Here is a 15,169-nt window from a genome sequence, read left to right as displayed (position 1 = left end):
GCTTACCAGAAGACGGGCTCCGCTGCTCGCCATTCGCAGCATGTCACGAGAGAGGACGGCATGGCCACCACGAACACGGTACTCACCCGAGAACGGATCATCGCGGACATCGCGGGCATCCTCGGCGTGCAGGAGAGCGAAATCACCGACGAGACAAACGTTCTCGATGTCGGCTTGGATTCGGTCCGTCTCATGTCGCTGATCGAACGCTGGCGTGCCGCAGGCGCACACAGGGCCGACCTGGTCAGCATGGCCGCCGACCCGGTCGTCGGGTCGTGGATTCGTGAACTGACCGACGAGTCCGGTCACGAAGGAGAGAACCGGTGAGCGACGCCCGATCGAACGCGCGCGCCTCCGAATCCGCGGACGTGGTGGTTGTCGGTGGTGGCCCGGGCGGTTCGACCGTCGCGACGTTGCTGGCGCGCAGCGGGCATCGTGTGGTGCTTCTGGAGAAGGAGACGTTCCCCAGGTACCAGATCGGTGAATCCCTGCTCCCGTCAACGATTCACGGCGTGTGCAAGCTCCTCGGCGTCGACGAGGAGATCAAGAACGCCGGGTTCATGCACAAGCGCGGCGGGAGCTTCCGGTGGGGCAAGAATCCCGTGCCGTGGAACTTCCTGTTCGCCATCTCGCCCGAGTTCGCGGGTGAGGGGTCGTACGCCTATCAGGTCGAACGCATGAAGTTCGACCAGATATTGCTCGAGAACGCCGCGCACAAGGGCGTCGACGTGCGTCAACGGTGCCGCGTGAACCAGACCATCACCGACGAGACGGGTCGGGTCACAGGTGTCCGTTACCTGGACGCAGACCGGGTCGAGCACCAGATCGACGCGCGGTTCGTCGTCGACGCGTCGGGGAACACGACGCGGCTGTCGAAACACGCAGGCGGAGAACGTATCTACTCCGACTTCTTCCAGAATGTCGCGGTGTTCGGATACTTCGAGAACGGTAAGCGCTTCCCCGCACCCGATAGCGGCAACATCCTGTGCGCCGCTTTCGACGAGGGGTGGATCTGGTACATCCCGTTGTCGGACAGCCTGACCAGTGTCGGCGCGGTCATCTCGCGCGAGAAGGCCGAGCACGCGCTCAATGCGCAGGAGGAGACACTGCTGCACTACATCGATCGCTGCGAGATCGTGAAGGACATGCTCGCCGACGCCACACGTGTCACCGAGGGCACGTACGGCGAGATCCGTATCCGCAAGGACTACTCCTATGCCAACACTCGTTTCTGGGGCAACGGCATGGTCCTCGTCGGCGACGCCGCATGCTTCATCGACCCCGTGTTCTCCACCGGTGTGCACCTCGCGACCTACTCCGGAGTCCTTGCGGCACGGTCGATCAACAGTGTGCTGACAGGTGCGCTGACCGAGGAACGTGCGTTCACCGAGTTCGAGGGCCGCTACCGCCGCGAATACGCCGTGTTCTACGAATTCCTCTCCGCTTTCTACGACATGGAGCAGTCGGAGGATTCGTACTTCTGGAAGGCCCGCAAGGTGACCAACTTCGACCGCAACGACATGACGGCGTTCGTGTCGTTGGTCGCAGGTGCCTACTCGGGTGAACAAGCATTGACCGATCCCGACCAGATCGTGAAGCGGTTCTCCGCGTCGACGGCGGCGCTCACCGAGGCCTCGACGCGTACCGGCGGCATGGATACGGACTCCGGCCAACGGATGGGCCATCTCTTCGGTACGCAGGTCGTCCGCGACGTGATGGAAGAGATGAACGCGCTGCAGGCCCGCGGCGCGACGGGTGCCGACGGCAGTGAACCCCCGCTGCTCGACGGTGGTCTCGTACCCTCGGCGGACGGCCTGAGCTGGGCGGAGCCCTCTCCGGCTGCGGTCTGACCCACCGGCACAGGCCATGCTGACGGCACTGGCTCTGATTCTCGGCGCAGCCCTCGTGTGCGGCGCACTGGCGCGCCGGCTCGGATTCCCCGCGATGGCAGGAGAATTGGTTGCGGGAGTGCTGCTCGGCCCCTCGGTGCTCGGGCTAGTGGCTCCTACGGTGACGGGGCTCGTGGTCGATTCCGACGGCACCCCGACGACGGCGGTCGCGGCCGTCGCCACCCTCGCCGTGGTGTTGCTCGTCGGCCTGGCAGCGACCGAGCTCGACGCCCAGTTCCTCCGTGGACATGCACGCACCATCGGTGTCGTGGGTGCGGTCTCCTTCGTTGTGCCACTTGCCGCAGGGGTTGCTCTCGGGTTCGTCCTACCCGCGCGCTACATCGGACAGGCCGCGAGCACAACCGCATTCGCGGTGCTGCTCGGCGTGGCGATGTCGGTGAGTGCGATCCCGGTGATCGCGCGGATTCTGGGGGATCTCGACCTGTTACGAAGCACTCTGGGCCGGCTCATCCTGTCCGTCGGCACGCTGACCGACCTGGCTGCCTGGGTCATGCTCGCGGCCGTGTCGGCCGTCGTCACCGTCGGGCTCCGCGGGTGGCACCTCCCGCTGACGCTGCTTGCCACGGCCGGTTCGATCGCCGTTGCCTTGATTCTGCGACCGGTGATCGGCCGGGTCCTGACACGTCTGGAGACGGCCGGGCACGACGCACAGTCGGCGGCGGTCATGGTGATCGCGATGGTCGCTGGCGCCGCCGCGACCGACGCCATGCATCTCGAGGCGGTGCTCGGCGCACTGCTCGCGGGAATCGCCTGTGGCCGACGTCCCGAGAGGGTGGTCGCACCGCTGCGTATCGTCACCACATCCGTACTGGCGCCGGTGTTCCTCGCCTCTGCCGGACTGCACGTCGATCTCCGAACCCTCGGCAGTCCGGCGGTGGCGGGTGTCGCGGTCGGTGTGATCGCGGTGGCCGTGTCGGCAAAGCTCCTCGGTGGATACCTCGGAGCACGGCTCGCCCAGCTGTCGAGATGGGATTCGCTGGCGGTCGGCAGTGGTCTGAATGCGCGAGGCGTGGTCGAGATCATCATCGCGACAACGGGATTGACTCTGGCTGTCTTCAGCGAGGAGACCTACATGATCATCGTCGTGATGGCCGTGGTGACTTCGGTGATGGCCGGCCCGATGGTTGCTGCGGCGGCCAGACGAGCGCGGCCGACGGCTCGCCGTTCGCTCCTCGTCGGCGACTGAGACCGCTGCCCCCCGAGCGCGCTTGCTGCCACACACTCGGTGGTAGCCGATCGGTCAGGCGTCCTCGACTCCGAGAGCACGGAGCACGGTGCGGAATTTGGCCGTGGTCTCGGCCAGTTCGTCGTCCGGGTCGGAACCGGCGACGATCCCGCCTCCGGCCCAGGTCGTCGCATCGCCTGTCCTCGAATCGATTTCGGCACATCGGATCGCGACGAGCCATTCTCCGTCGCCTGCGGTGACACCGACCGGCGCGGTGCCGTCGGCCGGGCCGCTCAGCGCTCCGCTGCGCACGCCCGCGGACACATCACCGACGCACCAGCCGACCGCGCCCCCGTAGAACCCCCGGTCGCCCTCCGTGGTGAGTATGTAGTCGCGCGCTGCCTTCGTCGGTGTGCCACACACCGCCGGAGTGGGATGCACGGCGAGCGCGAGGTCGAGTGCGGTGGTTGACTCATCGGCCAGCCGACCGATGATCGGTGTGCCCAGGTGCCACATCGACGCGGTGCTCACGACGCTCGGCCTTTCGGGTACCTCGAGGTGGTTGCACAGCGGCGCGAGTGCATTCCGAAGCGCGTCGACGACGTAGTGATGCTCGCCGAGATCCTTGATCGACGCGCCCAGTGCCCTGGCACGTTCGGCGTCGACGGCGGGGTCGGGGTGGCGCGGCGCCGATCCGGCGAGGGGGTGCGCGCTCACCTGGTTCCCGCGTCGACGGACGAGAACCTCGGGGCTCGCGCCGACCAGATGCCTGTCGCGGTGGTTTCCGCCCGCAGGGGTGAGGTCGGTGCGGAAGATCGGCGAGTGCGGGTTCTGTGCGGCGAGGATCGACGCGAGGAGCTCGGGGGTCAGGGCAGGGGTGCTGTGTAACAGCAGTTTTCGCGCCAACACCACCTTGGCGAGTGGTGTTGCCGGGTCTGCGAGCACCGCGACCGCGGCCGCGACCCGTCCGCGATGGCCAGCCGCTGACGGATCGGCCCCGCGGATTCGTGTGCGGACCACTTGCCGCGGTGCCGGCGACTCGAGCGCCTGCGACACCCCGGGCGCATCGATGCGGAGACACACGGGTGCGGTCAGCGCGCTGGGCGAGTCGGTGTCGAACGCGAGAGCGCCCACGACCGCTGTGTAGGTACCCCGCGCCAGCGCTTCGGCGGCACGCGCGGGGTCGTCGAACGAGGCCAGCGTGCCGCTCGCGATGACGTGGTGGCTGGTCCCGGCCAGGTCGAAGTGAGTGGTGGACGCCTTGTCGACGCGTCGAGTGTCGCCGTTGTCGGCGTGGCCGCGTGTGACCGACGGGGTCGAGAGGCTCATCGTGCCGGTTCCTCCTCGGGTGATGCCGCGTCTCGCGGGGGTATGTGAACGCCAGCTGATGATTAGGTTAGACTTACCTAGCACTTCAGGTGGCGGAGACCCATGCCGATGCAACACGCGGCACAGAGTGCACTGCCGTAGACAACTGTCCCGGACGGCGTCGGGGACACCAGCACGACAACCCGCACCGCGCGGGTATCACGACGATCTAGGAGCGGCGCGTGTGTAGTGAGCGGAACTCCGAACTCGATGTCGTCGGCATCGGATTCGGACCGTCGAACCTGGCTCTGGCCATCGCGGTCGAGGAGCACAACGACGCGATACGACGTGACGACACGGCGCGCAGGCGGGCGCTCGAGGCCCGATTCTTCGAGAAGAAGGCACAGTTCGGATGGCACCCCGGCATGCTTCTCCCCGGTGCCACCATGCAGGTGTCTTTCCTCAAAGATCTGGTGACGCAACGCAACACGTCGAGTTCCTACTCATTTCTCAATTACCTCGCCGAGCATGACCGGCTGGGCCACTTCATCAACCGCCAGGACTTCTTCCCGCTGCGCGCCGAGTTCCACGACTATCTCCGCTGGGCTGCCGACCGCGTGGGCGTTCCCGTCGAGTACGGCGCGGAGATCACCTCCGTCGGCTTCTCCGACGGCGCCTTCGAGCTCACCTCGGCGGCGGGTGAAAACGTTCGAACGCGCAATCTCGTTCTTGGAGGCGGCCTTCGGGCAAAGTTGCCCGCAGGTGTCGTCGCGGGTAGCCGTGTCTTCCACAACCACCACGTCCTGCCCAATCTGACCCGGCTACCGCCGTTGACCCACCGGAGGTTTGCCGTCGTGGGTGCCGGACAGAGCGCAGCAGAGGTCGCAGCCTTCCTGCACGAGACCACCGATGCCGAAGTGCACGCCGTCTTCTCCAAGTACGGCTACACGCCGGCGGACGACAGCCCGTACGCGAACCGAATCTTCGACGCGGAGGCCGTCGACGAATACTTCTCAGCCGAGCCCGCATGGCGTGATCGGCTGCTCCAGTACCACCGCAGTACGAACTACTCGGCCGTCGACCCCGTTCTGATCGAGGACCTGTATCGGCGCGAGTACACCGAGCGGGTGTCGGGGGATCGGCGACTGTTCGTACACGGCGCCACCGAGGTCATCGATCTCGATGAGACCGACGACACCGCACGGTTGCGCGTCGCACATCGCACCACCGGCGAAGAACTCGACCTCGACTGTGATGCCGTCGTGTTCGCGACAGGATTCGAGCCGACGCCGGTCGCGGCCATGCTGGGCGAACTCGCTGCGCATTGCGCGGCCGATCAACACGGTCGTCCCGTGCTCGACCGCGCCTACAGGTTGCAGACCGCCTCCGAGATCACCGGGCAGATCTTCGTCCAGGGAAACTCGGAACACACACACGGACTGACGTCGACGCTACTGTCGAATGTGGCCATCCGATCGGGCGAGATCCTCGACGCCATCGTGCGACATGGTGCGGACGAACCGATCACGACGGCCGTCCCTGTTGGCCACAGCGCGCGCGGCGCGTCGATTCTCGAGAGGTGAGTAGTGTGACCGGGCTGGAAACCGTGGAGGGGCAGGACACCACACCCCACCCGACCGAGGTCAAGATGACCATGTACGACCTGCTGCCCCGCACGGTCGAGGTGGTCGAGACCATCGACCTGAGCGCGGACATGCGTCGGGTGCGCTTCTCCATCAGCTCGCCCGAGAGTTTCGTCGTGGTGCACATGGCACCCGACGACCACATCAAGTTGTTCTTCCCTGACCCGGATACCGGCGAGATCCTCATGCCCGGGGTCGGGGCCGAGGGGATGCGTCTGCCGACCGAGGGCAGATTTCCGATCTACCGTGACTACACGATCCGCGCATTCGACCGCGCACGCGGTGTACTCGACATCGACTTCGTGCTCCATGACCACGGAGTTGCGGGCAAGTGGGCAGGCAATGCAGTCGCAGGCGACCGACTCGGCATGCTCGGTCCGCGTGGCTCCCACATCTATCCCACCGGCTACGACTGGTATCTCCTCGGCGCAGACGACACCGCCCTGCCCGCGCTGGCGAGATGGCTGGAGGAACTCCCCGCCGACAAGCCTGTGATCGCCTTCGCCGAGGTCACCGGGCCCGAGACCGAGATCGAGCTTCCCGAACGTCCGAATGCCCGCGTGCATTTCGTGCACCGCGGAGCCGATCACGTCGGGCGTGGTGTCAACATGCTGCGCGCTCTGGAGGAACTAGAGCTCCCCGACGGCGATTTCTACAGTTGGTTCGCTGGAGAAGCCCTGTCCCTCAAACCGATTCGGCGCCATCTGCGACGCGAGTTGGGCAGACCGAAGGACTGCGTCAAGGTCGACGGTTACTGGCGCACCGGAACGGTCAACCTCGACCACCACGTCGCAGACGACGACTCCGAGCACTGATCGGCACGCACGTTCGGTGCGCCGACGGTCGAATTCAGCCGATGAGCGGGGAGAGGGTCTGACCGAGGAGGGTCACCCGACCCGGTATGTGACCGTTGGCCGGCGCGTTGACCGTCACTCCGTCGATACCCGTGGCGAGCAGTTCGGAGTATTGAGCAGCCACTTGCTCAGGCGAACCGATGACGGTCGAGGCACGACGCCCCTCGGCTGCCGGATTGCGTGCCACGTAGGACTCGAACTCCGCTCTCGCCTCGTCCTCGGTGGGAGCGACACAGGCCGAGGTCTGCGCGGTCACCGTGATCTCCGATCGGTCGCGTCCCAGACGTTCGCAGTGCGCCGCCAGGACGTCGAGTTTGCGGGGGATATCCGCGGGGGCGGCGAGCAGATTCGATTCGTCTGCGTACTGCGCGACCATCCGTAGCGTCTTCTTCTCACCGCCGCCGCCGATCATGACGGGGATACGGCTGAGCGGTGCTGGTGAATTCATGGCGTCGTGGACCCGGTACCACCGACCGTCGAGCGAGGGCCGCTCGTCGCGCAGCATCGGCAGGATGATCTGGAGGGCTTCCTCGAGCTTCTCGAATCGATCGGTGAAGGTACCGAAGTCGAAGCCGAGGGACTCGTGCTCGAACTCGAACCACCCTGCGCCGATACCCAATTGGGCTCTGCCGCCGGACACGACGTCGAGGGCGGTGACGGTCTTGGCGAGCAGCGTCGGGTTGCGATAGGTGTTTCCGGTGACGAGAGCGGAGAGTCGGACCCGCGATGTGTGTTGGGCGAGCGCCGACAGCAGCGTGTAGCACTCGATCATCGGCTCGTCAGGCGCGCCGAGCATGGGTAGTTGATAGAAGTGGTCCATCACCAGGACGGTGTCGAAGCCGGAGTTCTCCGCCTCGACAGCCTGAGCGGCGATGGTCGGGAAGAGTCGGTCGGGAGCGGTGTCGGGGTAGGTGAAGTTCGGGATCTGGTAGCCGAGTGTCGTCACCTCGCCGACGTTACCGCGATCGCGCGAGGCTGGGATTCGGCGAGGTTGGGATTCGGCGAGGTGGGGATTCGGCGAGGCTACGGAGCTGCGCTGAGCTGCCGTGCGAGTGTGGCTATCGTCTCGATGAGGTGGTCGAACACCGCGTCGACGTCGGTCGCGGTGGCGATAGCGGCATTCGGTGCACCGCCCCACATGCCGCGTTCGTCGGCGACGGTCATGCCGCGAGTGAGTGCACCGGACAATTCGACACCCACCTGGGCCGGCATCGTTCGGGCCACCGCGGGATCGAGCGCAACGATCGCAGCGAACGGGTCGTGCAGGTGTGCCAGGTAGCCCTCGTCGTGCGCGTCGTGGAATTCCAGGTAGAAGCGCATGGCGTCGACGAGGTGACGTACGAGCGGGTTGTCGGCGACAGACCGGATACCTCGCTCGTCGGTCGGATCGAGGTATTCGACAGGATGGCTGCCCGCCGCGGCGGCGAGCCTGACCAGGTGGTCGGGCAGGAGCGCGACGGTTTCGGTGAGGTCGAGCGGACAGATGATGGGTGCTGGCGCTCCGTCGACTCCGAATGCCGCGAAGACCTCGGCGGCCGCCTCCGGATCGACGGCGACGTTCCATTCGGCGACAGGCGTGGTGTTCCCGTGGACGTGGAATGCGCCGCCCATGATCACCAGTCGCCGCAGTCGACGCGGCAGACCGGGGTCGCGCCTCACCGCGGAGGCCAACGACGTGAGAGGCCCGGTGACCAGCCCGACGAGCTCGCCGTCATGCGCGTGCGCGGCGTCGAGCCAGGCATCGACGGCGTCGGTGTCGGCAACCGGTAGATCGGAGGTGGGCAGTTCGGCATAGCCGACGCCGAGCGGACCGTGCGTCTCCTCGGTGGTCATGAGAGGTGCGACAAGAGGCCCATCGGGCCCCCGATGTACGGGGATCTCACCACGACCGCACAGCGACAACCACGCGAGGTTGTTCGCCACCACGACGTCGACCGGCACGTTGCCCGCGGTGCTGGCGATTCCGACGATGTCGACATCCGTGCGTGCCAGCAGATACAGCAGTGCGACCGAATCGTCGATGCCGGTGTCGCAGTCGAAGAACAGGTGCTGTGTCACGAGTCGATTCTGATGGATTCGCGTCGAGTACGTACGGTCGGGTTCATGGCAACGTACACAACGGCTTTCGAATGGACGGAGACAAATCGAGAATGGCTGATCGAGAACCCGATCAGGATCGTCGGATACGTGGTCGTGGCGCTCGTCGTGCGGTTCCTCTGCAATCGCCTCATCGACCGCGTCACTCGGCGTCAGCCGAGCCAGAAGGGTTCTGTGCCGCCGTTGCTGCGCCACCTACGCGATCGCGCTCCGTCGGGCGCCAGTCGCGCCGTGATCAACGAGCGGCGTGCACAGCGCGCCCGCACCATCGGGTCGGTGCTCAAGTCGGTCGTGTCGATCGTGTTGCTCACGTGGGTGGTGCTGGCGGTGCTGTCTGTACTGGGCGTGAACATCGCGCCGTTCATCGCGTCGGCGGGTGTGATCGGTCTCGCCATCGGCTTCGGTGCACAGAACCTGGTGCGTGATTTCGTCACGGGGATCTTCATGCTCCTCGAGGACCAGTACGGCGTGGGCGACGTCGTCGATCTGGGGGAGGCCGTCGGTGAGGTCGAGTCCGTCGGACTGCGCATCACCACGGTGCGCGACCTCGACGGCACGCTCTGGTATGTCCGGAACGGTGAGATCGCGCGAGTGGGCAACATGAGCCAGGAGTACGCGGTCGCACGCGTCGAGGTTCCCGTGGCACTCACCGCCGACGTCGACAGAGCGCAGGAGGTCGCGCTCGACGCCGCGCACGAGGCCGCCGAATCGTCGTCACTGAGCGACGACGTCACCGGGGAACCGGAGATGCTCGGCGTCCAGGAGCTCTCCGCGGACCAGTTGACGCTGCGGATGACGGTCACCACACGACCGAACTCACAGTGGAAGGTCCAGCGCACCCTGCGCCGCGAGATCCTGCGTGCCTACGACGAGAACGGCATCGAACTGCCCTATCCGCGCGGGCAGCTGATCACCACCTCGCCGAACTAGGCTGCCATCGTCGGCACTCGCGCCTTGACCGATGCTCGGGGTCGGGACACGTGCTTGCGACAAGCGCGAGTGCCACCATGTGCGGCCGGTGGCGGACCCGCGTGTTCGTGCCCACGAAACGAAACGAGCCCGCCGGGAGCAATTGCTTCCGGCGGGCTCGTGCGGTGTCCGAGGGGGGACTTGAACCCCCACGCCCGTTAATAGGGCACTAGCACCTCAAGCTAGCGCGTCTGCCATTCCGCCACTCGGACTCGGTGCTTCGGTACTCGCGGCTTTCTCCGTTTCGCACCGGGCCGGATAACACTAACCGAGGTTGCCCCCGTATCCCAAATCCCGTAGGAGTGAGGGGTGACTTCGGAGCCCGAGAACCCCACCGAGACCATCAAGGCCGTCGACGAAGTCGTCGACATCGTGAGCAAACTGATTCGCTTCGACACCACGAACACAGGCGAGCCCGAGACGACCAAAGGCGAGGAAGACTGCGCCAAGTGGGTCGCGGGAATGCTCGAGGAGGTGGGCTACACCACCCAGTACGTGGAGTCCGGACGTGCGGGACGCGGGAACGTCTTCGCCCGCCTGCCCGGTCCGCCCGATTCCGATCGCGGGGCGCTCCTGATTCACGCCCACCTCGACGTCGTGCCCGCAGAGCCCGCCGACTGGAGCGTCCATCCCTTCTCGGGATCGGTCTCCGACGGCTACATCTGGGGCCGCGGCGCCGTCGACATGAAGGACATGGCGGGCATGGCGCTGGCACTTGCGCGACAGTTCGCGCGTGAGGGCACCGTCCCGCCGCGCGAACTGGTCTTCGCGTTCCTGGCCGACGAGGAGGCCGGCGGCACGTGGGGTTCGCACTGGCTCGTCGAGCATCGGCCAGAACTGTTCGACGGCATCACCGAGGCCGTCGGCGAGGTCGGTGGCTATTCGCTGACGGTCGACCGTCCCGACGGCACACAGCGTCGCCTCTATCTGGTGGAGACAGCCGAGAAAGGCCTGTCGTGGATGCGCCTGACCGCGGAAGCCAGTGCCGGACACGGATCGTTCCTGCACTCCGACAACGCGGTCACCGAGATCGCCTCGGCGGTCTCCCGGATCGGCAACCACACGTTCCCCCTCGTCATCAGCGAGTCGGTGGCCGAGTTCCTCGAGGCGGTGTCGGAGGAGACCGGCTGGGATCTCGGTCCAGACACACCAGACCTCGAGACCGCGCTGTTCAAGCTGGGCAGCCTCGCCCGGATCCTCGGTGCGACGCTGCGCGACACGGCGAACCCGACCATGCTCAAGGCCGGCTACAAGGCCAACGTCATCCCGCAGAAGGCCGAGGCAGTCGTCGATTGTCGTGTGCTGCCCGGACGCCAGAAGGCATTCGAGGCTGAGATCGACGAGTTAATCGGCCCCAACGTTCGACGAGAATGGATCACGCACCTCGACTCCTACGAGACGACATTCGACGGACATCTCGTCGACGCGATGAACGACGCCATCCTCGCCTACGACGACGACGGGCGCACCGTGCCGTACATGATGTCGGGCGGGACAGACGCCAAGGCATTCGCCAAGCTCGGCATCAGGTGCTTCGGATTCGCGCCGCTGCGGCTGCCGCCGGAGCTCGACTTCGCCGCGCTGTTCCACGGCGTCGACGAGCGTGTCCCCGTGGAGTCCGTTCTCTTCGGCACCCGTGTGTTCGAGCACTTCCTGCACCACAGCTGAGCGGTCCCCCGACCTACTGTTCAGCTGCGGCGCAGGTCGGCTGGGTCAGCTTCCGAGTACGCGTCTGAGGTACGCGTTGCCGAAGACGCGCTCGGGGTCGAATTCGTCACGCAGGGCGAGGAACTCGTCGAAACGTGGGTAGACACTCCGGAGGTACTCCGCGTCGCGGGTGTGCAGCTTGCCCCAGTGTGGCCGCCCGTGATGGGCGACCATGATCTCCTCGACGTCGGCGAAGAACGCGGCGATGTCGGCGGGATCGTCGCGATGGTAGCGGTGGACGGCGATGTAGCCGGTGGTGCGGCCCGACGCGGTCGAGAGCATCAGATCGTCGGCGGCGGCCGCGCGCACCTCCACGGGGAAGCTGACCTTGTACCCCTTCCGCTCGATGAGCCTGTCGATCTCGGTGAGCACCTCGGCGACGGCGGGCAACTCCACGGCGTACTCCATCTCGCGGAAACGTACGTCGCGGATCGACGCGAACACCTCTGCGGATGGTGCCGTGTAGGTGCGCTCCGACAGTGCGTGGCTCGCAACACGATTGAGTGTCGGCACGGTCGAGGGCAGCCGCCGTCCGAGCTCACAGACCACGCCGTAGACCTTGTTGCTGATCACCTCGTCGTCGATGTACCTGCGTACCCTGCCCGGGCCACTCCGCATTGCCGTGGCGGGAAGCCTGGTGTTGGTCTTGGCCAGTGCCCGCCGCGTGTGGGGAAACCAGTAGAACTCGTGGTGATCACAGCTCTCGACACGATCCACGAATCCACCGACGGCGTCGTCGAGGTCGAGGGGCTGGTCGTGGGCTCGAAGACTGAAGGCATCGACGCACTCGATGGTGAGATCGACGATGACTCCCAGTGCGCCCAACCCCAATGCGACAGCGCGTAGTTCGTCGTCCTCATCGGTCACGGTGACCACTTCGCCGGTACCGGTGACGATCGTCGCACCGACGATCTGGGTGGAGATGCCGCCGAACGCCAGGCCTGTTCCGTGGGTGCCGGTCGAGGTGGCTCCGGTGATCGTCTGGCGGTCGATGTCGCCGAGGTTGCGCATCCCGAGTCCGTACGGTGCGAGCAGCGCGGGGATCTCGTGCAGCCGCGTGCCCGCACGCATCCGCACGCGACGGCCGTCGACGCCGACGATCCCGCGCAGTGCCGACATATCGAGCTGAATGCCCTCAGGCACACCGATACCGGTGAAACTGTGACCCGAACCGATCGGCTTGACCCTGGTCCCGTCGGCTGCCGCCTTGCGAACCAGCTCGGCGACAGCGTCGATGCTGTCGGGGGCGGCGACTGTGGTTGTGGCGGACTGGTTTCCGCTCCAGTTGTGCCACTGCTTGTCCGTCATCTGCTGCTGTGTGGTCACAGGTAGCACCGCCCTTCCCCTCGGTATGTCGGAACGAGATCGTCGACACGGGCGTGCCCGTTCGCGTCCCGACCTATCAGTGCAACAGTCCTCGCGCGTTCGCAGACCTCACCTGATTTGGTGTGGCGGAACCATACCCGGTCCCCAGGTACCAGATTCGACGCCGCTGCGCCGGTCAACGGCGTCTGCACCTCGCCCGCCGCCTCGGTCGTGATGTACGAGAGGCCCTCGGGCCAGACTGGTCGCGGCAGACGATCGGCGGCGGGTGGCCCGGATGCAATCCAGCCGCCTCCCGCGCACGTGACGATTCCCGGTGCGGGCCTGCGTGTCACGTCGAGTCCGAAGGTCAATGCCGGGGCGGGTTGGAAGCGGCGGTATCCGTCGAAGAGATGGCCGCCGAAAAGTCCACTGCCGGCAGCGATGTCGGTGACCGAGTCATCACGGGAGGTCTCCTCGAGTGAGCCTGTTCCGCCTGCATTGACGATCTCGATGTCGGCGATCTCGCGCAACGACGTGACGATCGCACCGCGCCGACGACGCAATTCGAGCATGGAGATGCGTTGCATGGCGCGCGTGGTCCTGTTCATCAGGAATCTGCCGTCGACATCGTCGGCGACCCCGGCCACCTGCGCCTCGTAGGACATGACGCCGACGAGTGCGAATCCGGGGCGCGCGACGATCGCTCGGGCGAGCGTCAGTGCAGCCGTCGAGTCGTGGACAGGGGAGCGTCGGACGCCGAGGTGGACGCGACCACCGAACAGGCGTAGCGAGGCGTCGAGGTCGATGGCGACGCGGACCGTCGGGCGGAGGTTGGGCGACACAACGGAATCGACGATGTCCAACTGGGCGATGTCGTCGACGAGCAGCGTCACGCGTGTCAGGGCGAGCGGGTCGGCGAGTAGATCGGCCAGGGCGGCGCGCCGGACCGTCGGATAGCCGAGGAGCACGTCGGAGATTCCCGATTCGGTCGCCAGCCACCTCGCCTCCGCGACGTCGAACGCGAGGACACCGGCGAAGCCGTCGCGTGCGACCACGTCGTCGATGATCCTGCGGACCCGCAGTGATTTGCTCGCGAGTCGGATCGGGACGCCCCCTGCGCGCGCGAGGAGATCGGCGACGTTGTGTTCGAGCGCGGACAGGTCGAGCGCCAGGACAGGTGCGTCGAGTCCTGCGTCGCGGACGGCCGAGTCGATCTCTGCGTAGTGGGCCGCCGAATCCTTCTCCCACATGCGCGGGACTGCTCGGCCGGGCGGGGCGTCGAGACGACGCATAAGTGCTGCTCCCAGGGGTGTCGTGGCTGGAAACCGGGGCCAGTTCCCAAAGTTGACCATTTGGTCAACTGACCGTACTACACACGCGGGAGGCGCGAGATGTGAAAGCGGGCATCAGGCCGAGAACTCTGCGAGTTCACCCGACGGCGCGCGGGTGCATCCGTGCTGCAGCCGAGATCGGCTCGCCCGTGGTGGGCGTCGATCGCGGCGACGCGGTTTAGACTCGCGAACGAGTGCACGCACGCTCGGCCATCCAGGGCCACGCTCGCGAGAGAAAGGTGTTCGATGACCTCGTACGACCCTTATGCAGACCTACCCAGCCTGCCGACGTTCACGGTGACGTCGGAGAATGTCACCGATGGCGCACCGTTGGCGAATCCGCAGGTGAGCGGAATCATGGGTGCGGGCGGCGACGACGCCTCCCCACAACTCTCGTGGTCCGGATTCCCTTCGGACACCAAGAGTTTCGCAGTCACCGTCTACGATCCCGACGCTCCGACTGCCGCTGGTTTCTGGCACTGGGCTGTCGCCGACATCCCCGCATCCGTGACCAGTCTGGCCGAGGGTGCGGGCGACGAGGACGGTAGCGGACTGCCCGCAGGCGCGGTCACCCTGGCCAATGATGCGTCCCTGAAGCGTTTCGTCGGGGCAGCCCCGCCTCCCGGGCACGGCCCGCATCGCTACATGATCGTCGTGCACGCCGTCGACGTCGACTCCCTCGAACTCCCGGAGAACGCGACGCCGGCCTACCTCGGGTTCAACCTGTTCTCGCACGCGATCGGGCGGGCGCGGATCATCGGAACCTACGAACTGCCCGCCGAGAACGTCTGAGCACCCTCGTCAGCTGCGCGTCGCGCTGCCGATCGCCTCGGAGATGGTGGCGAATCCGGCGGCGCGCACGCGGGCTGCGAGTCCTTCG

13 protein-coding genes and 1 tRNA gene are annotated in these 15,169 nt (G+C 66.3%); 8 read left to right on the top strand and 6 right to left on the bottom strand.

The window, feature by feature from the left end; translation table 11 throughout:
• Positions 1 to 60: 60 nt before the first annotated feature.
• The 3 genes from GOOTI_RS13930 to GOOTI_RS13920 are packed head-to-tail and all read left to right on the top strand — an operon-like array spanning position 61 to position 3,096.
• Positions 61 to 327 (top strand): phosphopantetheine-binding protein, encoded by a 267-nt coding sequence (locus GOOTI_RS13930; RefSeq protein ID WP_007239238.1) that lies wholly within the window; start codon positions 61 to 63, stop codon positions 325 to 327.
• A complete protein-coding gene (locus tag GOOTI_RS13925) occupies positions 324 to 1,850 on the top strand; it encodes a tryptophan 7-halogenase (protein ID WP_007239237.1) in 1,527 nt (508 codons plus the stop codon). The genes GOOTI_RS13930 and GOOTI_RS13925 overlap by 4 nt, the downstream gene beginning before the upstream one ends.
• A gap of 16 nt (positions 1,851 to 1,866) precedes the next feature.
• Positions 1,867 to 3,096, top strand: a complete 1,230-nt coding sequence (locus tag GOOTI_RS13920; RefSeq protein WP_007239236.1) for a cation:proton antiporter — start codon at positions 1,867 to 1,869, stop codon at positions 3,094 to 3,096.
• Positions 3,097 to 3,150: 54 nt separating this feature from the next.
• Here the strand turns inward: GOOTI_RS13920 and GOOTI_RS13915 are convergent, their stop codons facing one another.
• Entirely contained in the window at positions 3,151 to 4,404 is a 1,254-nt protein-coding gene (locus GOOTI_RS13915) for an isochorismate synthase (RefSeq protein WP_007239235.1), read from the bottom strand.
• 221 nt (positions 4,405 to 4,625) lie between these two features.
• On the opposite strand from GOOTI_RS13915, the gene GOOTI_RS13910 reads away from it, so the two are divergent.
• Both GOOTI_RS13910 and GOOTI_RS13905 read left to right on the top strand, forming a co-directional pair.
• Entirely contained in the window at positions 4,626 to 5,966 is a 1,341-nt protein-coding gene (locus tag GOOTI_RS13910) for a lysine N(6)-hydroxylase/L-ornithine N(5)-oxygenase family protein (protein WP_007239234.1), read from the top strand.
• A 5-nt stretch (positions 5,967 to 5,971) separates the two neighbouring features.
• Positions 5,972 to 6,841 carry a siderophore-interacting protein gene (locus GOOTI_RS13905; protein ID WP_007239233.1) on the top strand — a complete coding sequence of 290 codons (870 nt, stop codon included), beginning with the start codon at positions 5,972 to 5,974 and terminating at the stop codon, positions 6,839 to 6,841.
• Between the two features lie 34 nt (positions 6,842 to 6,875).
• On the opposite strand, the gene GOOTI_RS13900 is transcribed toward GOOTI_RS13905, so the two are convergent.
• Both GOOTI_RS13900 and GOOTI_RS13895 read right to left on the bottom strand, forming a co-directional pair.
• The gene (locus GOOTI_RS13900; RefSeq protein WP_007239232.1) at positions 6,876 to 7,826 is read right to left on the bottom strand and encodes an LLM class F420-dependent oxidoreductase; all 951 of its coding nucleotides are present in this window, start codon (positions 7,824 to 7,826) and stop codon (positions 6,876 to 6,878) included.
• Between the two features lie 77 nt (positions 7,827 to 7,903).
• Positions 7,904 to 8,938, bottom strand: a complete 1,035-nt coding sequence (locus tag GOOTI_RS13895; protein WP_007239231.1) for a nucleoside hydrolase — start codon at positions 8,936 to 8,938, stop codon at positions 7,904 to 7,906.
• 45 nt (positions 8,939 to 8,983) lie between these two features.
• Here GOOTI_RS13895 and GOOTI_RS13890 point away from each other — a divergent pair, with 45 nt between their 5' ends.
• Positions 8,984 to 9,907, top strand: a complete 924-nt coding sequence (locus tag GOOTI_RS13890; RefSeq protein WP_174299143.1) for a mechanosensitive ion channel family protein — start codon at positions 8,984 to 8,986, stop codon at positions 9,905 to 9,907.
• A gap of 165 nt (positions 9,908 to 10,072) precedes the next feature.
• On the opposite strand, the gene GOOTI_RS13885 is transcribed toward GOOTI_RS13890, so the two are convergent.
• Positions 10,073 to 10,158, bottom strand: a tRNA-Leu gene (locus GOOTI_RS13885).
• A gap of 97 nt (positions 10,159 to 10,255) precedes the next feature.
• On the opposite strand from GOOTI_RS13885, the gene GOOTI_RS13880 reads away from it, so the two are divergent.
• Positions 10,256 to 11,614 carry a M20/M25/M40 family metallo-hydrolase gene (locus GOOTI_RS13880; protein WP_007239229.1) on the top strand — a complete coding sequence of 453 codons (1,359 nt, stop codon included), beginning with the start codon at positions 10,256 to 10,258 and terminating at the stop codon, positions 11,612 to 11,614.
• 45 nt (positions 11,615 to 11,659) lie between these two features.
• Here GOOTI_RS13880 and GOOTI_RS13875 read toward each other — a convergent pair whose 3' ends face one another.
• Together GOOTI_RS13875 and GOOTI_RS13870 are read right to left on the bottom strand one after the other, a co-directional pair.
• A complete protein-coding gene (locus GOOTI_RS13875; RefSeq protein WP_039994119.1) occupies positions 11,660 to 12,961 on the bottom strand; it encodes a D-arabinono-1,4-lactone oxidase in 1,302 nt (433 codons plus the stop codon).
• Positions 12,962 to 12,975: 14 nt separating this feature from the next.
• Complete coding sequence (locus GOOTI_RS13870) at positions 12,976 to 14,208, bottom strand: alanine racemase (protein WP_007239227.1); 1,233 nt, start codon at positions 14,206 to 14,208, stop codon at positions 12,976 to 12,978.
• 327 nt (positions 14,209 to 14,535) lie between these two features.
• Here GOOTI_RS13870 and GOOTI_RS13865 point away from each other — a divergent pair, with 327 nt between their 5' ends.
• Positions 14,536 to 15,081 carry a YbhB/YbcL family Raf kinase inhibitor-like protein gene (locus GOOTI_RS13865; protein WP_007239226.1) on the top strand — a complete coding sequence of 182 codons (546 nt, stop codon included), beginning with the start codon at positions 14,536 to 14,538 and terminating at the stop codon, positions 15,079 to 15,081.
• Positions 15,082 to 15,169 lie beyond the last annotated feature (88 nt).

The organism is Gordonia otitidis NBRC 100426, assembly GCF_000248075.1.
Taxonomy (GTDB): domain Bacteria; phylum Actinomycetota; class Actinomycetes; order Mycobacteriales; family Mycobacteriaceae; genus Gordonia; species Gordonia otitidis.
This window is presented reverse-complemented; position numbering and strand designations above follow the sequence as displayed.

Coding starts and splice junctions, on each gene's coding strand:
- GOOTI_RS13930 (WP_007239238.1), top strand. CDS start 61: ATGGCCACCACGAACACGGTACTCACCCGAGAACGGATCATCGCGGAC.
- GOOTI_RS13920 (WP_007239236.1), top strand. CDS start 1,867: ATGCTGACGGCACTGGCTCTGATTCTCGGCGCAGCCCTCGTGTGCGGC.
- GOOTI_RS13915 (WP_007239235.1), bottom strand. CDS start 4,404: ATGAGCCTCTCGACCCCGTCGGTCACACGCGGCCACGCCGACAACGGC.
- GOOTI_RS13890 (WP_174299143.1), top strand. CDS start 8,984: ATGGCAACGTACACAACGGCTTTCGAATGGACGGAGACAAATCGAGAA.
- GOOTI_RS13875 (WP_039994119.1), bottom strand. CDS start 12,961: ATGACGGACAAGCAGTGGCACAACTGGAGCGGAAACCAGTCCGCCACA.
- GOOTI_RS13870 (WP_007239227.1), bottom strand. CDS start 14,208: ATGTGGGAGAAGGATTCGGCGGCCCACTACGCAGAGATCGACTCGGCC.
- GOOTI_RS13865 (WP_007239226.1), top strand. CDS start 14,536: ATGACCTCGTACGACCCTTATGCAGACCTACCCAGCCTGCCGACGTTC.